We start from the raw sequence: 18,333 nt of genomic DNA on the forward strand, positions 1-18,333 counted from the left end.
TCACTGAACTAAGCCTCACAGGGTGGATTTGTTCTGGAGCTGTAAACCATGCGCACAGGGATGTTAGCGCTGGCACTGGGCCTGCTGTGCCTGCGTGTCTTACCGGTTTTGCCATCGGTCGGGATCATCGTTTTGATGGCCTTGGTTGGGCTGTGCTGCCTGGCTTGGCGAGTTCGTCCTTGCGGTCTGTTCCTGCTCGGCCTGTGCTGGGCCTGTCTGTCGGCACAGCAGGCGCTGGATGATCGCCTGGCGCCTGCGCTCGATGGTCGTACGTTGTGGCTGGAGGGCAGGGTGGTCGGCTTGCCCGCGCACAATGGCCGCTCAGTTCGATTCGAACTCGATGCCGCTCAATCTCGCCGTGCGCAGTTGCCGCAGCGCATGCAACTGAGCTGGTTTGACGGGCCGCAGGTGAACAGTGGCGAGCGCTGGCGGCTGGCGGTCACCCTCAAGCGTCCGCATGGTTTGCTCAATCCTCATGGCCCGGATCGCGAGGCCGCCTTACTGGCCCGGCGTATCGGCGCCACCGGTAACGTCAAAGTCGGGGAACGGCTGACGCCTGCCGAGGGTGCCTGGCGCGACGGGTTGCGCCAGCGCTTGTCGGGTGTGGATGCCCAGGGCCGCGAGGCAGAGCTGGTTGCCCTGGTACTGGGCGATGGCGCGGGCCTGGCCCGGGACAGCTGGCAAACGCTGCAGGCGACCGGCACCGTGCACTTGCTGGTGATCTCCGGGCAGCATATCGGCCTGCTGGCCGGGCTGGTCTATGGTCTGATTGCCGGTTTGGCGCGGCTTGGGCTTTGGCCGCAGGCCTTGCCTTGGCTGCCCTGGGCCTGCGGCGCAGCCTTTGCCGCCGCGCTGGGTTATGGCTTGCTGGCCGGTTTTCAGGTGCCGGTCCAGCGCGCCTGCGTGATGCTGGCGGTAGTGCTGCTCTGGCGTTTGCGCTATCGCCACCTGGGGGTGGGCTTACCGTTGTTGCTGGCACTCAATGCCGTGTTGTTGTGGGAGCCATTGGCCAGTCTGCTGCCAGGGTTCTGGCTGTCATTCGCCGCGGTTGCGGTGCTGCTTTTCACGTTCAGTGGCCGGCTCGGCGCCTGGAGCCCCTGGCGCGCGTGGGGGCGGGCGCAGTGGTTGATCGCCTTGGGATTGCTGCCCGTGTTGATCGCATTGGGGTTGCCAGTCAGTCTCAGTGCGCCGTTGGCCAACCTGTTCGCCGTGCCCTGGATCAGCCTGGCGGTGCTGCCATTGGCATTGCCGGGAACCCTGCTGCTGCCCGTGCCGTTTGTGGGGCAGGGGTTGCTCTGGCTGGCGGGTGGGCTGCTTGACGTGCTGTTCAGTCTGCTTGGGCAACTGGCCCAATGGCAGCCGCCCTGGACACCGGAGTCTTTGTCATGGCCACTCTGGGCCTTGCTCTGGTTGGGGACAGTGTTGCTGTTACTGCCCCGTGGCTTGCCAATGCGTGTGCTCGGCTGGCCATTGCTCCTGCTGGCTGCCTTTGCGCCGCGAGAGCGGGTACCGCACGGCCAGGTGGAGGTCTGGCAGCTGGATGTCGGCCAGGGCCTGGCGTTCGTGCTGCGCACCCGGCAGCACACGATGCTGTACGACGCCGGGCCTGCACTGGGTGAGCATGACCTGGGCGAGCGGATCGTGTTGCCGAGCTTGCGCAAGTTGGGGGTGCAAGCGCTGGATCTGATGTTGCTCAGTCATGCCGATGCCGATCATGCGGGCGGCGCCCTGGCGATCAAGCGCGGCCTGCAAGTGCATCAGGTGCGCGGCGGAGAAACAGCGCGCCTGGCGCCAGCTTTGCAGGCGCAGCCCTGTGTCAGCGGCGAGCGCTGGCAGTGGGACGGCGTGAACTTTTCGGTCTGGCAATGGCAGGGCGGTCGCGACAGTAACCAGGACTCCTGCGTACTGCTGGTCGAGGCCGGTGGCGAGCGGTTGTTGCTTACCGGCGATCTTGATGCCGCTGGCGAGCGGGCCTGGCTCGGTGATTGGCAAGCCACCCGGCTCGACTGGTTGCAAGCGCCGCACCATGGCAGTCGTACCTCGTCCAGCCAGGCGTTGCTGGCCGCCACGGCGCCGCGTGGCGTATTGATTTCCAGGGGGCGTTACAACGCATTCGGCCATCCCCATGCCGAGGTCATGGAACGCTACCGGATAAATGGCATCGAAGCCTTCGACAGTGCCGTGCACGGTGCGCTGCGCCTGCGTCTTGGGACTTTCGGCGAGCCTCTGGGGCTGCGCAGCCAACGACGCTTCTGGCGAGACCCGAGTTGACGACCTTCGGCAGATGAGCGTCTAAGGGTCCTATGGTAGAGTGGCGGACTTTTTCAAGGGGATGCTAACTGTGTGGGAATTGGTCAAGTCCGGTGGTTGGATGATGCTGCCGATCATTCTGAGTTCCATCGCCGCCATGGCTATCGTCGCCGAGCGCCTCTGGACCCTGCGCGCCAGCCGGGTCACTCCACCGCACCTGCTGGGTCAGGTATGGCTGTGGATCAAAGACAAGCAGCTGACCAGTGACAAGCTCAAGGCCCTGCGCGCCGATTCGCCGTTGGGCGAGATCCTCGCCGCGGGCCTGGCTAACTCCCGGCATGGTCGCGAGATCATGAAGGAGTGCATCGAAGAAGCCGCAGCCCGGGTAATCCACGAGCTGGAGCGCTATATCAATGCCCTGGGCACCATTGCCGCGATGGCACCGTTGCTCGGTCTGCTCGGCACTGTGCTGGGCATGATCGACATCTTCAGTGCATTCATGGGCACCGGCATGACCACCAATGCCGCGGTGTTGGCCGGCGGTATCTCGAAAGCATTGATCACCACCGCAGCCGGTCTGATGGTCGGTATTCCGTCGGTGTTCTTCCACCGTTTCCTGCAGCGCCGTATCGACGAACTGGTGGTCGGTATGGAGCAAGAGGCGATCAAGCTGGTCGAAGTGGTGCAGGGCGACCGTGATGTCGACCTGGCCGAGGGCAAGGCGTGAAATTCCGGCGCAAGGCACGGGAAACCGTGGACATCAACCTGGCGTCATTGATCGACGTCGTGTTCATCCTGTTGCTGTTTTTCGTGGTGACCACCACCTTTACCCGCGAAACCCAGCTGCGGGTCGAGCTGCCGGAGTCGGTCAGCGGTGCGCCGGTACCCGACAGCGAGCTCAAGCAACTGGAAATCACCATCAGCGCCGATGGCGTCTATTCGCTGAACAACAATCTGTTGCCCAAGAGCGATCTGGCGACGCTGACCGAAGCCCTGCAGAAAGAATCTGCCGGTGACACCAAACTGCCGTTGTCGATCAGCGCCGACGGCAAGACTCCGCACCAGGCGGTGGTCACTGCCATGGATGCGGCCGGCAAGCTCGGTTTCAGCCAGTTGCGCATGACCACGGTCGAGGCTGCCCAAGGAACACCTTGATGGCCTTTGCTGATCGCCTGCTCAATGCCTGGTACGCCGGTCATCCGGCCCTGGGACTGCTGCGCCCGCTTGAAGCGCTCTATCGCCGGGTGGTGCTGCGCAAGCGCGCGCGCTTTCTCAGTGGCGAAAGTCAAAGTTACCGCGCCCCGGTGCCGGTAATCGTGGTGGGCAATATCACTGTTGGCGGTACCGGCAAGACACCGATGATTCTCTGGCTGATCGAGCATTGCCGGCAGCAAGGCTTGCGCGTCGGTGTGGTCAGTCGTGGCTATGGCGCCAAGCCGCCGCAGTTGCCCTGGCGGGTGCGTGCTGAACAGAGTGCGGCCGAGGCAGGGGATGAGCCACTGTTGATCGTCCAGCGCAGCGGCGTACCGCTGATGATCGATCCGGACCGTTCGCGCGCCGTGCAGGCGTTGCTGGCCAGCGAGCCAGTGGACCTGATCCTGTGCGACGACGGCATGCAGCATTACCGCCTGGCCCGTGACCTGGAGCTGGTGCTGATCGATGCAGCCCGGGGCCTGGGTAATCGCCGCTGTCTGCCCGCAGGGCCTCTGCGCGAGCCGGTGGAGCGTCTGCAGGAGGTGGATGCGTTGCTCTACAACGGCGCCACAGCGGATCGTGACGATGGCTATGCGTTTGCCCTCAAGCCAACCGCGCTGGTCAACCTGCGCAGCGGCGAGCGCGTAAGCGTCGAGCACTTCCCGGCGGGGCAGGCGGTCCACGCGGTTGCCGGCATTGGCAATCCGCAACGTTTCTTCAATACCCTGCAGGGGCTAAACTGGCAGCCTGTGCCGCACCCGTTTGCCGATCATGCCGAGTACAGCGCCCAGGCCCTGAGCTTCAGCCCAGCGCTGCCGCTGGTCATGACCGAGAAAGACGCAGTCAAATGCCGTGCCTTTGCAGTGGACGACTGGTGGTACCTGGCGGTCGATGCTGTGCCTTCACCGGCCTTTGTGGCCTGGTTCGACGGCCAGCTTGAGCGATTGTTGCAGGCGCCATCGCAGCCCTGATTCTTTTCTTTTTCCGGCCACTGGCCTGAGGAATATCCATGGACACCAAATTGCTCGACATCCTGGCCTGCCCGATCACCAAAGGCCCGCTCAAACTCAGCGCCGACAAGACCGAGCTGATCAGCAAGGGCGCTGGCCTGGCCTATCCGATCCGCGACGGTATTCCGGTGATGCTCGAAAGCGAAGCCCGTACCCTGACCGATGACGAGCGTCTGGACAAATGAGCCTGACTTTCACTGTGGTGATTCCGGCACGCCTGGCTTCCACCCGCCTGCCGGGCAAGCCGTTGCTGCCGATTGCCGGCAAGCCGATGATCCAGCATGTCTGGGAGCAGGCACGCAAGAGCAGCGCCAGTCGCGTGGTGATTGCCACTGATGATGCCGGTATCTACCAGGTCTGCGAGTCCTTTGGCGCTGAAGTGCTGATGACCCGAGAAGACCATGATTCGGGCACTGACCGTCTTGCCGAAGTGGCTACCAGGCTCGGGTTGGCTGCGGACGCCATTGTCGTCAATGTCCAGGGCGACGAGCCGCTGATTCCACCGATCATCATTGATCAGGTGGCGGCCAACCTCGCGGCGCATCCTGAAGCAGGCATTGCGACCCTGGCCGAACCGATCAGCGACGTCACCGCCGTGTTCAATCCCAATGCCGTCAAAGTGGTCAGCGACTGCAATGGCCTGGCCTTGACCTTCAGCCGGGCGCCATTGCCCTGGGCGCGGGATGTGTTTGCCCAGAGCCGCGATACGCTGCCGGAAGGCGTGCCTTATCGTCGGCATATCGGCATGTACGCCTACCGTGCGGGTTTCCTGCAGGACTTCGTCGCCTGGGGGCCTTGCTGGCTGGAGCGCACCGAATCGCTTGAGCAACTGCGTGCGCTCTGGCATGGCGTGCGTATTCATGTTGCCGATGCCATCGAAGCGCCACCGGTTGGCGTCGATACCCCTGAAGACCTGGAGCGCGTACGGCGCATTCTGGAGGCCTGATGCGGGTTCTGTTTGTTTGCCTGGGCAATATCTGCCGCTCGCCTACCGCCGAAGGCGTGTTGCGCCATCAGCTTCAGGCCGAAGGCCTGGGTGAGCTGATCGAAGTGGCCTCGGCGGGTACCGGTGACTGGCATGTCGGCAAGCAGCCGGACAGCCGTACCCGCCGCGCCGCGCAATTGCGTGGCTATGACCTGTCGCAGCAGCGCGCACAGCAGGTCAAGGCCGGGCACTTCAATGACTACGACCTGATCCTGGCGATGGACAAGAGCAACCTTGGTCATCTGCGGGCCATGCAGCCCGCCGGGGCAAAAGCCGAGCTGGACCTGTTCCTGCGTCGTTATGAGGGGGCGCTGGATGAAGTGCCGGATCCTTACTACGGCGGTGAGCAAGGTTTCGAGCAGGTGCTTGACCTGATCGAGGCTGCCTGTCGCCAATTGGTTATCGAACTCAAGGGTCGTCTATGAGCGGTCAGTGGCAGGAGCAGGTATCGCTCAAGCCGTACAACACCTTCGGTATTGATGTCAGGGCGCGGTATTTCACCGAAGTCCACAATGATGTCGAGGTTCGACAGGCCCTGGCCGACGCCAGGCAGCATGACGTTCCGGTGCTGGTCATTGGCGGCGGCAGCAATCTGCTGTTGACTGCGGATGTGCAGGCGCTGGTGTTGCGTATGGCCAGTCGTGGCCTGCGCATTCTGGCCGATGATGGGCAGCGGGTGATTGTCGAAGCCGAGGCAGGGGAGCCCTGGCATCCTTTCGTGCAGTGGAGTCTGGCCCAGGGCTTGGCGGGGCTGGAGAACCTCAGTCTGATTCCCGGTACCGTCGGTGCTGCGCCGATGCAGAACATTGGTGCCTACGGGGTCGAGATCAAGGATGTCTTCGTCGGGCTGACCGCGCTGGACCGCCAGACCGGTGAGTTGCACGACTTTGATCTGGATGGGTGCCAGTTTGCCTACCGCGACAGCCTGTTCAAGCAGCATCCAGGGCGTTGGCTGATTCTGCGGGTGCGTTTCGCCTTGAGTCGCGTCATGCATGCGCATCTGGACTACGGTCCGGTGCGTCAGCGCCTGAGCGAGCAGGGTATCGGCCAGCCGACCGCACAGAATGTCAGTGATGCAATTTGCAGCATTCGCCGGGAGAAGCTGCCAGATCCGCTAGAACTCGGCAATGCCGGGAGCTTCTTCAAAAACCCGGTGGTCGCCGCTGTACTGGCCGACAAGATTCGTCTGCAGTATCCGGGGCTGGTGGCTTATCCACAGGCCGACGGGCAAATGAAGCTGGCGGCGGGCTGGCTGATCGAGCAGGCGGGCTGGAAGGGGCACCGTGAAGGCGATGCCGGGGTGCACCGTTTGCAGTCGTTGGTACTGGTCAACTATGGCCAGGCCACTGGCCTGCAGTTGCATCAGTTGGCGCAGGAAATCCAGGCTGACATTCTTGAGCGCTTCGGCGTCAGGCTTGAGATGGAGCCGAATCTGTACTGACTACCGTGGGAGTAGGAGCGGGCTTGTCCCGCGATTGCGGTGCGTCACTTACATCGTATCGCGGGGCAAGCCCGCTCCCACCGGATTCAAGACGCCATAAAAAAGCCCGCCCAGTTACCTGGCGGGGCTTTTTATTACCTGGAAGGTCAGACGAGCGGTTTGTGCTCTTCTGCGGTTTCCAGGGCTTCAGCTTGTTGCTCTACCGGTGCGGCTTGGGCGGCGGCAGCGGCAGCAGCTGCTTCGGCCTCACGCTTGCGGCGACGCACTTCGCGCGGGTCGTTTGGTGCACGACCGTTCGGCAGCATCACTACCGGGGCTTCGACCACTGCTGGCTCGGCAGCTGATGCCTGTTCCGCGACAACTGGCGCTGGCTCGGCAGCAGCCGGCTCGGCAGTTTCAGCTTCAGCTTCAGCCACAGGGGCCTGAACAACTTCTGGCTCGCGTGGTGCTTCAACAACAGGCTCAGCGGCGACAGCTACTTCAACCGGTGCTTCTACAGCTGGCTGAGGGGCAACTTCGACAACCGGCTCAATGCTCGCTTCAACCGCAGCCACAGGCTCGCTGAACGGCTGCTCGACCACTGGGGCGATTGCCACTTCTTCAGCAACGACAGGCTGTTGCGCTTCAACCACAACAGGCTCGACCGCAGTCGGCTCGGTTGCTTCAACGGTTTCTGCAGCGACAACCTCAGCAGCTACCGGGGCAGCTTCTTCAATGGCGGCAGTGGCACGTTCAGCTTGAACGTTGGCTTGAGCTTCGGCTTCAGCACTGATGTTGCTGGTCGCAACGGCGGCGGTGACAGCCAGGCCGGCTGCCAGTTCGGCGCCCGACGGCTCGTTGCCTTCTTCGCTACCGTCTTCGGTGCCTTCAACGACATTGCCGTTGGCATCACGCTGACGCTCGCGACGGTTGCTGCGGCGACGCTGGCCACGGGAGCGGCGACGTGGGCGTTCGCCTTCGGTGCCTTCCTGGTTGTCGTCCTGCAGCAGCTCTTCGTTTGGCAGTTGCTCTTCAGCAGCTTCCGCAGCCTGTTCGGCTGGACGAGGCTGGCGCTCTTCGCGTGGAGGGCGTGGTTGACGCTCTTCACGTGGTGCGCGTTCTTCACGAGGCGCTCGTTCTTCGCGCGGTGCGCGTTCTTCACGTGGGCTGCGCTCTTCGCGCGGTGCACGCTCTTCACGAGGCTGGCGTTCTTCACGCGGCGCGCGCTCAGGGCGCTCTTCACGTACGGCCGGGGTGGCAGCATCCAGCGGCTCGCGCAGTTCGCGGACCGGACGCTCTTCGCGGGAGCGGCGCTCTTCACGTGGTGCGCGAGGTTGACGCTCTTCGCGTGGCTGACGTGGTGCGCGCTCTTCGCGGGCCTGGGTTTCTTCACGGGCTTCGCGTGGTTGACGCTCTTCACGCGGTGCGCGCTCTTCGCGAGGCTTGCGATCTTCATCGCGACGGCCATTGCGGTTGCGGCTCTGCTGACGACCGTTGCGGCGCTCTTCGTTACGCTGCGGACGCTCGGTGGCGGGCTTCTCGGCGACTACCGGGGGGGCGGCAGGCTCTTCCTTGCCGGCGAACAGGCTGACCAGCGACTTCACCAGGCCTTTGAACAGACTTGGCTCCGGTGCGACATGTACCGGCGCGGCCGCTGGTTGTTCCGGAGCGGTTGGAACCGGAGCGTTGGCGCGAGCCGGTGCGGTCTTCACCGCGGCTTCCTGGCGAACCAGAGTGCGGGTGGCGGCAGTCGGCTGGACTTCTTCGGTCTCGGCAGCGGCGATTTCGTAGCTGGACTGGCTGCTCAGCGCTTCCGGGCTGTCGTCGCGCAGACGCTGGACTTCGAAGTGCGGGGTTTCCAGGTGGTCGTTCGGCAGAATGACGATGCGCGCCCGGGTACGCAGTTCGATCTTGGTGATCGAGTTGCGTTTTTCATTGAGCAGGAAGGCTGCAACCGGAATAGGCACTTGTGCGCGAACTTCAGCGGTGCGGTCTTTCAGCGCTTCTTCTTCGATCAGGCGCAGGATTGCCAGCGACAGGGATTCGACGTCACGGATGATGCCGGTACCGCTGCAGCGCGGGCAGACGATGCCGCTGCTTTCGCCCAGGGATGGACGCAGGCGCTGACGGGACATTTCCAGCAGGCCGAAGCGCGAGATGCGGCCGACCTGTACGCGGGCACGGTCGGCTTCCAGGCACTCGCGCACCTTTTCTTCGACGGCGCGCTGGTTCTTGGCCGGGGTCATGTCGATGAAGTCGATGACGATCAGGCCGCCGATGTCACGCAGGCGCAGCTGGCGGGCGATTTCTTCAGCCGCTTCCAGGTTGGTCTGCAGGGCGGTTTCCTCGATGTCGCTGCCTTTGGTGGCGCGCGCCGAGTTGATGTCGATGGACACCAGGGCTTCGGTCGGATCGATGACGATCGAGCCGCCGGACGGCAGGTCGACTACGCGCTGGAAAGCGGTTTCGATCTGGCTTTCGATCTGGAAGCGGTTGAACAGCGGAACGCTGTCTTCATACAGCTTGATCTTGCTGGCGTACTGCGGCATTACCTGGCGGATGAAGGTCAGGGCTTCTTCCTGGGCATCGATGCTGTCGATCAGCACTTCGCCGATGTCCTGGCGCAGGTAGTCGCGGATGGCGCGGATGATGACGTTGCTTTCCTGGTAGATCAGGAAAGGCGCAGCGCGGTCCTGCGAGGCTTCTTTGATGGCGGTCCACAGCTGCAGCAGGTAATCCAGGTCCCACTGCATTTCTTCGCTGCTGCGGCCAAGGCCGGCAGTGCGCACGATCAGGCCCATGTCGGCAGGAGCAACCAGGCCGTTCAGGGCTTCGCGCAGTTCATTGCGCTCTTCGCCTTCGATGCGGCGGGAGATGCCACCGGCACGCGGGTTGTTCGGCATCAGCACCAGATAGCGGCCAGCCAGGCTGATAAAGGTGGTCAGGGCTGCGCCCTTGTTGCCGCGCTCTTCTTTCTCGACCTGGACGATGACTTCCTGGCCTTCGCTGAGCACTTCCTTGATGTTCACCCGGCCTTCCGGGGACTTCTTGAAGTATTCGCGGGAGATTTCTTTCAGCGGCAGAAAGCCGTGGCGTTCGGAGCCGAAGTCGACGAAAGCGGCTTCCAGGCTGGGTTCGATCCGGGTGATCCGGCCTTTGTAGATGTTGGCCTTCTTCTGCTCGCGCGCACCGGACTCGATGTCCAGGTCGTAGAGACGTTGGCCGTCTACCAGAGCTACACGCAACTCTTCGGGTTGAGTCGCGTTAATCAGCATTCTTTTCATGTAATACCGTCGGTTTCCGGGCTGCCGGAAACGGCGTTCGGCACACACGACTTCTCACGGTCGGTGTCAGGTGCGCAAGGGGTGGCGGGCCACCCCCGTGTCCAGCGACTGTCGAGCCAGACTGGTAACCCAGTACTGCCGAAGTCGCGACGACGCGTCCTGCTTGCTGTGGTGTCAAATGCACTCAGTCAGGAGGAGGAATCAGCCTTCGGCCGTGGACGCCCTGGGGGCATCTTGATCAAGACCGGGTCCGGTCGCCTGGCCAGAAGGCCTGTGGACTGGACGCGGTGCTACACGGTCCGACGGTTGTGCATCTCCACCCTACACGTATCCCTGATAATTCGGGTGCTGCCGCGCGCTGAATCCGCAACGGGTTGCATTTATCGCCAGCTCCAATACGGGAGCCCGCGCCTTTTATGTCCAAGGCTGGTATTTCCGAAGCTTTCACCCTGACTGCGTGAAATTGACGGCACTGACAGAGTGGCATCGAAAAAAACATCGGGGGAGGGCAAAACACCGCTCTTGTCGTTTTTTATCGGTCTTCTCTGCACGGCGCTGGTGGCGATTCCAGGCAATTCTGTAAACTGGCAAAAGCCCCGTCGGACGGCCTCGCGTCCTCGAGATTTTGCGTCGGTCAGGGCCGGCTAGAAGCCGTGAGTCCGCTGGCCAGCCGCTTTTGGCGGCGTTCGCGACTATAGCAGCAATCATTAAGTGCTTCAAATCCATAAAAAATTGTTATGATTGGCAAATGACGACTAATGCCCCTCCGACCTCCGGCGTCCAGCTGATCGAGGTCGCGCCGGAACTTGCCGGCCAACGAATCGATAATTTCCTTATCACTGCGCTCAAGGGTGTTCCCAAGACCCTGATTTACCGCATTTTGCGCAAAGGCGAAGTGCGTGTGAACAAGGGGCGGATCAAGCCCGAGTACAAGTTGCAGGCCGGTGACATCGTGCGCGTGCCGCCCGTTCGTCTGCCTGAGCGCGACGAGCCTGTGCCGGTGGCCCAGGGTTTGCTTCAGCGCCTTGAGGCCGCCATCGTCTATGAAGACAAGGCCTTGATTGTGCTGAACAAACCGGCAGGTATCGCCGTGCACGGCGGTAGTGGCCTGAACTTCGGCGTGATCGAAGCCTTTCGTCAGATGCGTCCGGATGCCAAGGAGCTGGAGCTGGTCCACCGCCTGGATCGCGACACCTCCGGGCTGTTGATGATCGCCAAGAAGCGCAGCATGTTGCGTCACCTGCATGCCGCGCTGCGCGGTGATGGTGTCGACAAGCGCTACATGGCCCTGGTTCGTGGCCACTGGGCGACGGCTAAAAAGCAGGTCAACGCGCCGTTGCTCAAGAGCAATCTGCGCTCCGGTGAGCGCATGGTCGAAGTCAACGACGAAGGCAAGGAGGCGCTGACCATTTTCCGCGTCCTGCGTCGTTTTGGTGAATTTGCCACCATCGTCGAGGCGCGTCCGATTACCGGGCGTACTCACCAGATCCGCGTGCACGCCTTGCATGCCGGGCACTGCATTGCCGGTGACAGCAAGTACGGCGATGAAGATTTCACCCGCGAGATTCGTGACCTGGGCGGCAAGCGTCTGTTCCTGCATGCCTATGCCCTGACCGTGCCCCTGCCTGACGGTGGCGAGCTCAAGCTTGAGGCGCCAGTGGACGAGATGTGGGCGAAAACCGTGGAGCGTTTGAGTGCGGCGTGATTACGATCTGCTGATCTTCGATTGGGATGGCACGCTGGCCGACTCAATCGGGCGCATTGTCCAAGCCATGCATCAGGCCGCCGGTCGCGCCGGTCATGCCACCTGCGATGATGAGGCGGTCAAGGGTATAATTGGCCTGGCGCTGTCCGAGGCGATCGCCACGCTGTATCCGCACCTGGATGCCGAGCAGGTTGCGGTGTTTCGTCAGCACTACGCCGATGTGTACATGGCGCTGGATGAGCAGCCGTCGCCCCTGTTCGAGGGGGTGGTGGAGTCGCTGGAGGCGTTTCGTGCGCAGGGCTATCGTCTGGCGGTGGCTACCGGCAAGGCGCGGCGCGGTCTGGATCGGGTCCTGCGGGCCAATGGCTGGCAGGATTACTTCGATATCACCCGGGCTGCCGACGAGAGTCGTGGCAAGCCTCATCCGCAAATGCTCGAAGAGATTCTGGCGCATTGCCGGGTCGAGCCGGGCAGGGCGTTGATGGTTGGGGATTCGTCGTTCGATCTGTTGATGGCCAGTAACGCCGGCATGCATTCGGTGGCTGTCGCCTACGGGGCCATGTCGCCGCAAGCATTGAGTGCTTTCGGGCCGCAGGTCTGTATTGAGCACTTTTCACATTTGCAGGCCTGGCTGAGCCGGTCGCCTGCCGCGGTAATTCCAGGGTAGGTGAGCATGGCTGACGAGTGGAAGGCGCCTAGCGCCGAAGGCAACGAAGAGCAGAAAAGCTGGAAGCTGTTGGAGAAAACCCTTCTGGCAGGTGTGCAGGAGCAGCGTCGTGCGCGGCGCTGGGGGATCTTCTTCAAGCTGCTGACCTTCGCCTATCTGTTTGGCATTCTCGCGCTGTTCAGTCCCTTGATGAATGTCGACAAGGCCGCTTCTCGAAGCGTCAGTCACACTGCACTGGTTGAAGTGCGCGGGGTGATTGCCGATCAGGAGCCTGCCAGTGCCGATAACATCGTCGGTGGTTTGCGCGAAGCGTTCAAGGATTCGAAGACCAAGGCGGTGATCCTGCGAATCAACAGTCCGGGTGGTAGCCCGGTGCAGTCGGGTTACATCTACGACGAGATACGTCGCCTGCGCGCCGAGTATCCGCAAATCAAGTTGTACGCGGTGATCAGCGATCTGGGGGCCTCCGGCGCTTACTACATTGCCAGTGCCGCGGACCAGATCTACGCCGACAAGGCCAGTCTGGTCGGCTCCATCGGTGTTACAGCTGCCGGTTACGGCTTTGTCGGCACCATGGAGAAGCTCGGTGTCGAGCGCCGTACCTACACCGCGGGTGAACACAAGGCCTTCCTTGATCCGTTCCAGCCGCAGAAGCCTGAAGAGACGGCGTTCTGGCAGGGCGTGCTGGAAACGACCCACAAGCAGTTCATTGCCAGCGTCAAGCAGGGTCGTGGTGAGCGCCTGAAGGACAAGGAGCATCCTGAGCTGTTCAGTGGCCTGATCTGGTCGGGCGAGCAGGCCCTGGACCTGGGGTTGGTGGATGGCCTGGGCAGCGCCGGTTACGTGGCGCGCGAAGTGGTGGGGGAGAAAGAGCTGGTTGACTTCACCATCGAGGAGTCGCCGTTCGATCGTTTCTCCAAGCGCCTGGGTACCAGCATTGCCGAGCGTCTGGCGATGTGGATGGGCTTTCAGGGGCCGTCGTTGCGCTGAGTGCGACCGAAGTGAAAAAGCCCCGGCATCTGCCGGGGCTTTTTATTTGGGGTGGATCCGGTGGGAGCGGGCTTGTCCCGCGATTGTGAGCTGCCAGGTGAGTCGCATCGCGGGGCAAGCCCGCTCCTACAGGGTTACGCCTTCGATCAGGAGCATGTCGACCAATCGAATCAGGGGTAGGCCGACCAGGCTGGTGGCATCGACCCCGTGGGTGCTCTGGAACAGGCTCACGCCAAGCCCTTCGGCCTTGAAGCTGCCGGCGCAGTCATAAGGCTCTTCAGTGCGCAGGTAGCGCTCAATGCGCGCCAGGTCCAGTTCACGCATGTTCACCGTGAACGGCACGCAGTCGACCTGGTAGTGGCCGGTAGCGCTATTGAGCAGGGCAAGGCCGGTAAGGAAGGTGACATGGTTGCCGCTGGCCGCAAGCAATTGCTCGCAAGCCCGTTCGAAGGTGTGCGGCTTGCCGAGAATCTGTTCGCCGAGCACGGCGACCTGGTCGGAGCCAATGATCAGGTGCTCGGGGTGGCTGGCGGCCAGGGCCTGGGCTTTCTCCCGGGCCAGGCGCTTGACCAGGTCAACGGCAGGCTCTTCGGGCAGGCGCTGTTCGTCAATATCGGGGGATGCCCAGCTGAAGGGCAGGCGCAAGCGTTCAAGCAATTCGCGCCGGTAGGGCGAGCTGGAAGCCAGTAATAAAGGCAGCATGATAAACTCCTGGGCAGGTGAAACGATTCTAACATGCTGAACGGAGCCGAATTTCCTTTGACAGGGGCGGGGGTCATCCCTAGAATGCTGCGCCTATGTTGAATGACCCGATTCCACCTCACGTTGACCCGCGCAAATTGGCCGATCGTGGTGTTTCCCTCGAAGGAACACTGCAGCTCGCCGATTTGGAGAGACTCTGCGACCCGCTTTCCGACAATGTCGGTACGGTGCAGGCTAAATTCGATTTTGAGCGAGACGAGCAGAAGGCTGTGGTTATCCACACCGACCTGAGCGTCGAGGTCAAAATGGTTTGCCAGCGTTGTCTTGAGCTGGTCACCCTGCCGATCCACAGCGAAAGTACTTACGCCGTGGTGAAGGAGGGTGCGAATACCCAGTCGTTGCCGAAAGGTTATGACGTGCTGGAACTGGGCGAAGATCCTTTGGATCTGCAGGCTTTGGTCGAGGAGGAGCTTTTGCTCGCCCTGCCCATCGTGCCTGCTCATCATCCGGAAGAATGCCAGCAGCCGGCGGGCGCCGATGAGCCCGAACCGAGCAAGGACGAGGTAACACGGTCCAACCCGTTCAGTGTATTGGCGCAGTTAAAGCGTGACCCAAACGTTTAGGAGTTAATCAATTATGGCTGTTCAGCAGAACAAAAAATCCCGCTCTGCCCGTGACATGCGCCGTTCGCACGACGCTCTCTCGGAAAACGCTCTGTCCGTAGAGAAAACCACTGGTGAAGTACACCTGCGTCACCACGTATCGCCAGAAGGCGTATACCGTGGTCGTAAAGTGATCGACAAGGGCGCTGACGAGTAATCCTTGTCCGCTCAGATCATCGCGATTGACGCAATGGGCGGGGACTTCGGTCCCCGCAGCATTGTTCAGGCGAGTATTGCTTGCCTGTCGGCTACCCCCTCGCTGCACCTGACCCTTGTCGGTCAACCCTCCCTCCTAGAAGACCTTATCGCTGGCCAGTCGGCAGCGGATCGCGCGCGCCTGCAGATTGTTGCAGCCAGCGAAGTGATCGGCATGGATGAGCGGCCCTCGCAAGCGTTGCGTGGCAAGCCTGATTCGTCCATGCGCGTGGCCCTGGAACTATTGCGTGATGGCAAGGTTCAGGCCTGCGTGAGTGCCGGTAATACCGGTGCGCTGATGGCGCTGTCGCGCTATGTGCTGAAAACCTTGCCCGGCATCGACCGCCCGGCCATGGTGGCAGCCATTCCCACCCAGACCGGTTATTGCCAGCTACTCGACCTGGGTGCCAATGTCGATTGCAGTGCCGACAATCTCTTCCAGTTTGCCGTGATGGGCTCCGTGGCTGCGCAAGCGCTGGGTATCTCGCGTCCGCGTGTGGCGTTGCTGAATGTCGGCACCGAAGACATCAAGGGCAACCAGCAGGTCAAGCTCGCCGCCAGCATGCTGCAGAATGCCCGTGGGCTTAACTACATCGGTTTCGTCGAAGGCGACGGGTTGTACCGTGGAGAAGCGGATGTGGTGGTCTGCGACGGCTTCGTCGGCAACATCTTGCTCAAGTCCAGCGAAGGCCTGGCGACCATGATCGGTTCACGTATCGAGGCGCTGTTCAAAGGCGGGCTCGGTGCGCGCCTGGCCGGTGCGGTAGCCATGCCGCTGCTCAAGCGTCTGCAGGCCGATCTGGCGCCGGCGCGGCATAATGGCGCAAGCTTTCTGGGTTTGCAGGGCATCGTTATCAAGAGTCATGGTTCTGCCGGTGTTCAGGGCTTTCAGAGTGCTATTCAGCGTGCCTTGATCGAGATTCAGGAGAACCTGCCGCAGCGCCTGCACGGGCGCCTGGAAGATCTGTTGCTTTAGGCATATGCCTCAGGAAGTGGTTAAATGTGACCGCTTGGTCCTCATTACCATCCAAGTCTTCAGTTTCTTGTGCTCAGCCTGGCGCTGGGCGCTTCATTTCCGACGACAAGATCATTAGGGGCTTGTTCAATGTCTGCATCCCTCGCATTCGTCTTTCCCGGTCAAGGTTCGCAGTCCCTCGGCATGCTTGCCGAGCTGGGCGCCCAGTATCCGCTGGTCATTGATACCTTCCGCGAGGCCTCCGAGGCTCTGGGCTATGACCTCTGGGCGCTGACCCAGGAGGGTCCGGAAGAGCAACTCAATCAAACCGACAAAACCCAGCCGGCCATTCTCACCGCCTCGATCGCCCTGTGGCGTCTGTGGCTGGCAGAGGGCGGTGCGCGTCCGGCTTTCGTGTCCGGTCACAGCCTGGGCGAGTACAGCGCGCTGGTTGCCGCTGGCAGCCTGAGCCTGGGTGACGCGGTCAAGCTGGTCAAACGTCGTGGTGAGCTCATGCAAGAGGCCGTACCGGCCGGGCAGGGCGCCATGGCGGCAATCCTCGGTCTGGACGACGCTGTCGTTGTGGGTATCTGCGCTGAAGCAGCCCAGGGCGAAGTGGTCAGCGCGGTAAACTTCAACTCGCCAGGCCAGGTCGTGATCGCTGGCGCCAAGGCCGCTGTCGAGCGCGCCATGGAAGCCTGCAAGGCTGCCGGTGCCAAGCGCGCGCTGCCGTTGCCGGTCAGCGTGCCATCGCACTGCGAGCTGATGCGTCCGGCTGCCGAGCGCTTTGCCGAGTCGGTCAATGCCATCGACTGGCAAGCCCCGCAGATTCCAGTGGTGCAGAACGTCAGTGCCGCAGTCGCTGCTGACCTCGACACCCTCAAGCGTGACCTGCTCGAGCAGTTGTACAAGCCGGTTCGCTGGGTTGAATGCGTACAGACCCTGGCCGCCAATGGCGCGGTACAGTTGGTCGAGTGCGGTCCAGGCAAGGTTCTGGCCGGCCTGAACAAGCGCTGCGCCGATGGCGTGAACACCTCTAACCTCAATACCCCGGATGCTTTCGCCGCCACCCGCGCGGCGCTGGCCTGATTTAGGAGAAGCTTGCATGAGCCTGCAAGGTAAAGTTGCATTGGTGACCGGCGCCAGCCGTGGTATCGGCCAGGCTATCGCCCTCGAGCTGGGCCGTCTGGGCGCTACCGTGATCGGTACCGCGACCTCCGCCTCGGGTGCCGAGCGTATCGCCGCTACCCTCAAGGAACACGGCATCACCGGCACCGGCCTGGAGCTGAACGTGACCAGCGACGAGTCGGTCGCTGCCACCCTGGCCAAGATCCAGGAGCAGTTCGGTGCGCCGACCATTCTGGTCAACAACGCCGGCATCACCCGTGACAACCTGATGATGCGCATGAAAGACGACGAGTGGTTCGACGTCATCGACACCAACCTGAACAGCCTCTACCGTCTGTCCAAGGGCGTGCTGCGCGGCATGACCAAGGCGCGCTGGGGTCGTATCATCAGCATCGGTTCGGTAGTCGGCGCCATGGGTAATGCCGGGCAGGTCAACTACGCTGCAGCCAAGGCCGGTCTGGAAGGTTTCAGTCGTGCATTGGCCCGTGAAGTCGGCTCGCGCGCGATCACCGTCAACTCGGTGACCCCGGGCTTCATCGACACCGACATGACCCGTGAATTGCCTGAAGCCCAGCGTGAAGCGCTGCAAACCCAGATCCCGTTGGGGCGTCTGGGCCAGGCCCAGGAAATCGCCAATGTGGTCGCTTTCCTGGCCTCTGAAGGCGCAGGTTACGTGACTGGCGCGACCATTCCGGTCAACGGCGGCATGTACATGTAAATCTAATGTGACGGATTGCTTCAAAAAAATGTCATACGAGCTGTCTAAAATCCGTTATAAAGCTGCAACCAGATTCTAGTCGGTTGGCAGGTGTGGTCTGGCGAGGCGTGTTGCGCTTGAAAAGCGGACGTCTTTCTATACACTTACACACCGGCCAGCTGCCTGACATATGTCCATTAGGAGTGAAAACAAGGTATGAGCACCATCGAAGAACGCGTCAAGAAAATCGTCGCCGAGCAACTGGGCGTTAAAGAAGAAGAAGTAGTGAACACTGCTTCCTTCGTCGAAGATCTGGGTGCCGATTCCCTTGACACCGTTGAGCTGGTGATGGCTCTGGAAGAGGAATTCGAGACCGAAATCCCTGACGAAGAAGCCGAGAAGATCACTACTGTTCAAGCTGCTATCGACTACGTCACCAGCCACCAGGCCTAAGACGTTGTAGTCGTCGCTTCTTGTCATGGAAAAACC

General features: G+C 61.9%; 19 protein-coding genes. 17 read left to right on the forward strand and 2 right to left on the reverse strand.

Annotated features, from left to right (window positions below; genetic code table 11):
• Window positions 1-48 precede the first annotated feature (48 nt).
• The 8 genes from PSAKL28_RS07540 (at window position 49) to murB (ending at window position 6,880) form a co-directional block, all read left to right on the forward strand.
• A complete protein-coding gene (locus PSAKL28_RS07540; RefSeq protein WP_038608552.1) occupies window positions 49-2,271 on the forward strand; it encodes a DNA internalization-related competence protein ComEC/Rec2 in 2,223 nt (740 codons plus the stop codon).
• Window positions 2,272-2,341: 70 nt separating this feature from the next.
• The gene (pocA, locus tag PSAKL28_RS07545; RefSeq protein ID WP_038608555.1) at window positions 2,342-2,977 is read left to right on the forward strand and encodes a flagellar polar localization protein PocA; all 636 of its coding nucleotides are present in this window, start codon (window positions 2,342-2,344) and stop codon (window positions 2,975-2,977) included.
• Window positions 2,974-3,405, forward strand: coding sequence for a flagellar polar localization protein PocB (gene pocB, locus PSAKL28_RS07550; protein WP_038608558.1), 432 nt, complete (start codon window positions 2,974-2,976; stop codon window positions 3,403-3,405). The genes pocA and pocB overlap by 4 nt, the downstream gene beginning before the upstream one ends.
• Window positions 3,405-4,415: a tetraacyldisaccharide 4'-kinase gene (gene lpxK / locus PSAKL28_RS07555; protein WP_038608561.1), complete on the forward strand. Its 1,011-nt coding sequence runs from the start codon at window positions 3,405-3,407 to the stop codon at window positions 4,413-4,415. Before pocB ends, lpxK begins: the two co-directional genes overlap by 1 nt.
• Before the next feature lie 38 nt (window positions 4,416-4,453).
• On the forward strand, window positions 4,454-4,639 hold the full coding sequence (locus tag PSAKL28_RS07560; protein ID WP_003247142.1) for a Trm112 family protein: 186 nt from the start codon (window positions 4,454-4,456) through the stop codon (window positions 4,637-4,639).
• Window positions 4,636-5,400: a 3-deoxy-manno-octulosonate cytidylyltransferase gene (gene kdsB, locus PSAKL28_RS07565; protein ID WP_038608567.1), complete on the forward strand. Its 765-nt coding sequence runs from the start codon at window positions 4,636-4,638 to the stop codon at window positions 5,398-5,400. Before PSAKL28_RS07560 ends, kdsB begins: the two co-directional genes overlap by 4 nt.
• Window positions 5,400-5,864 carry a low molecular weight protein-tyrosine-phosphatase gene (locus PSAKL28_RS07570; protein WP_038608570.1) on the forward strand — a complete coding sequence of 155 codons (465 nt, stop codon included), beginning with the start codon at window positions 5,400-5,402 and terminating at the stop codon, window positions 5,862-5,864. Before kdsB ends, PSAKL28_RS07570 begins: the two co-directional genes overlap by 1 nt.
• Window positions 5,861-6,880 (forward strand): UDP-N-acetylmuramate dehydrogenase, encoded by a 1,020-nt coding sequence (gene murB / locus PSAKL28_RS07575; protein ID WP_038608574.1) that lies wholly within the window; start codon window positions 5,861-5,863, stop codon window positions 6,878-6,880. The genes PSAKL28_RS07570 and murB overlap by 4 nt, the downstream gene beginning before the upstream one ends.
• 146 nt (window positions 6,881-7,026) lie before the next feature.
• Here murB and rne read toward each other — a convergent pair whose 3' ends face one another.
• A complete protein-coding gene (gene rne / locus PSAKL28_RS07580; protein ID WP_038608576.1) occupies window positions 7,027-10,143 on the reverse strand; it encodes a ribonuclease E in 3,117 nt (1,038 codons plus the stop codon).
• Window positions 10,144-10,891: 748 nt separating this feature from the next.
• Between rne and rluC the strand changes: the two genes are divergently transcribed.
• From rluC to PSAKL28_RS07595, 3 genes are read left to right on the forward strand one after another with little or no spacing between them, the layout of a single operon-like run.
• Window positions 10,892-11,848 carry a 23S rRNA pseudouridine(955/2504/2580) synthase RluC gene (gene rluC, locus PSAKL28_RS07585; RefSeq protein ID WP_010223216.1) on the forward strand — a complete coding sequence of 319 codons (957 nt, stop codon included), beginning with the start codon at window positions 10,892-10,894 and terminating at the stop codon, window positions 11,846-11,848.
• Entirely contained in the window at window positions 11,838-12,515 is a 678-nt protein-coding gene (locus PSAKL28_RS07590; protein WP_038608580.1) for an HAD family hydrolase, read from the forward strand. The genes rluC and PSAKL28_RS07590 overlap by 11 nt, the downstream gene beginning before the upstream one ends.
• Window positions 12,516-12,521: 6 nt before the next feature.
• The gene (locus tag PSAKL28_RS07595) at window positions 12,522-13,505 is read left to right on the forward strand and encodes a S49 family peptidase (protein ID WP_038608582.1); all 984 of its coding nucleotides are present in this window, start codon (window positions 12,522-12,524) and stop codon (window positions 13,503-13,505) included.
• 126 nt (window positions 13,506-13,631) lie between these two features.
• On the opposite strand, the gene PSAKL28_RS07600 is transcribed toward PSAKL28_RS07595, so the two are convergent.
• Window positions 13,632-14,207, reverse strand: a complete 576-nt coding sequence (locus tag PSAKL28_RS07600; protein ID WP_038608585.1) for a Maf family protein — start codon at window positions 14,205-14,207, stop codon at window positions 13,632-13,634.
• A 95-nt stretch (window positions 14,208-14,302) separates the two neighbouring features.
• Here PSAKL28_RS07600 and PSAKL28_RS07605 point away from each other — a divergent pair, with 95 nt between their 5' ends.
• From PSAKL28_RS07605 to acpP, 6 genes are all read left to right on the forward strand, one after another.
• Window positions 14,303-14,830: a YceD family protein gene (locus tag PSAKL28_RS07605; RefSeq protein WP_038608588.1), complete on the forward strand. Its 528-nt coding sequence runs from the start codon at window positions 14,303-14,305 to the stop codon at window positions 14,828-14,830.
• 13 nt (window positions 14,831-14,843) lie between these two features.
• A complete protein-coding gene (gene rpmF / locus PSAKL28_RS07610) occupies window positions 14,844-15,026 on the forward strand; it encodes a 50S ribosomal protein L32 (protein ID WP_010223221.1) in 183 nt (60 codons plus the stop codon).
• A gap of 3 nt (window positions 15,027-15,029) precedes the next feature.
• Window positions 15,030-16,040 carry a phosphate acyltransferase PlsX gene (plsX, locus tag PSAKL28_RS07615; RefSeq protein WP_075226459.1) on the forward strand — a complete coding sequence of 337 codons (1,011 nt, stop codon included), beginning with the start codon at window positions 15,030-15,032 and terminating at the stop codon, window positions 16,038-16,040.
• 129 nt (window positions 16,041-16,169) lie between these two features.
• Entirely contained in the window at window positions 16,170-17,108 is a 939-nt protein-coding gene (gene fabD, locus PSAKL28_RS07620; protein WP_038608592.1) for an ACP S-malonyltransferase, read from the forward strand.
• A 16-nt stretch (window positions 17,109-17,124) separates the two neighbouring features.
• Window positions 17,125-17,865, forward strand: coding sequence for a 3-oxoacyl-ACP reductase FabG (gene fabG, locus PSAKL28_RS07625; RefSeq protein ID WP_038608595.1), 741 nt, complete (start codon window positions 17,125-17,127; stop codon window positions 17,863-17,865).
• 195 nt (window positions 17,866-18,060) lie between these two features.
• Window positions 18,061-18,297, forward strand: a complete 237-nt coding sequence (gene acpP / locus PSAKL28_RS07630; protein ID WP_003175607.1) for an acyl carrier protein — start codon at window positions 18,061-18,063, stop codon at window positions 18,295-18,297.
• Window positions 18,298-18,333: the final 36 nt, after the last annotated feature.

The organism is Pseudomonas alkylphenolica, from assembly GCF_000746525.1.
In the GTDB taxonomy this organism is placed as follows: Bacteria; Pseudomonadota; Gammaproteobacteria; order Pseudomonadales; family Pseudomonadaceae; genus Aquipseudomonas; species Aquipseudomonas alkylphenolica.

Excerpts from the sequence above, each read along its gene's own strand:
- PSAKL28_RS07540 (WP_038608552.1), top strand. The coding sequence starts at position 49 with ATGCGCACAGGGATGTTAGCGCTGGCACTGGGCCTGCTGTGCCTGCGT.
- lpxK (WP_038608561.1), top strand. The coding sequence starts at position 3,405 with ATGGCCTTTGCTGATCGCCTGCTCAATGCCTGGTACGCCGGTCATCCG.
- PSAKL28_RS07560 (WP_003247142.1), top strand. The coding sequence starts at position 4,454 with ATGGACACCAAATTGCTCGACATCCTGGCCTGCCCGATCACCAAAGGC.
- kdsB (WP_038608567.1), top strand. The coding sequence starts at position 4,636 with ATGAGCCTGACTTTCACTGTGGTGATTCCGGCACGCCTGGCTTCCACC.
- PSAKL28_RS07570 (WP_038608570.1), top strand. The coding sequence starts at position 5,400 with ATGCGGGTTCTGTTTGTTTGCCTGGGCAATATCTGCCGCTCGCCTACC.
- murB (WP_038608574.1), top strand. The coding sequence starts at position 5,861 with ATGAGCGGTCAGTGGCAGGAGCAGGTATCGCTCAAGCCGTACAACACC.
- rne (WP_038608576.1), bottom strand. The coding sequence starts at position 10,143 with ATGAAAAGAATGCTGATTAACGCGACTCAACCCGAAGAGTTGCGTGTA.
- rluC (WP_010223216.1), top strand. The coding sequence starts at position 10,892 with ATGACGACTAATGCCCCTCCGACCTCCGGCGTCCAGCTGATCGAGGTC.
- PSAKL28_RS07595 (WP_038608582.1), top strand. The coding sequence starts at position 12,522 with ATGGCTGACGAGTGGAAGGCGCCTAGCGCCGAAGGCAACGAAGAGCAG.
- PSAKL28_RS07600 (WP_038608585.1), bottom strand. The coding sequence starts at position 14,207 with ATGCTGCCTTTATTACTGGCTTCCAGCTCGCCCTACCGGCGCGAATTG.
- PSAKL28_RS07605 (WP_038608588.1), top strand. The coding sequence starts at position 14,303 with ATGTTGAATGACCCGATTCCACCTCACGTTGACCCGCGCAAATTGGCC.
- rpmF (WP_010223221.1), top strand. The coding sequence starts at position 14,844 with ATGGCTGTTCAGCAGAACAAAAAATCCCGCTCTGCCCGTGACATGCGC.
- fabD (WP_038608592.1), top strand. The coding sequence starts at position 16,170 with ATGTCTGCATCCCTCGCATTCGTCTTTCCCGGTCAAGGTTCGCAGTCC.
- fabG (WP_038608595.1), top strand. The coding sequence starts at position 17,125 with ATGAGCCTGCAAGGTAAAGTTGCATTGGTGACCGGCGCCAGCCGTGGT.
- acpP (WP_003175607.1), top strand. The coding sequence starts at position 18,061 with ATGAGCACCATCGAAGAACGCGTCAAGAAAATCGTCGCCGAGCAACTG.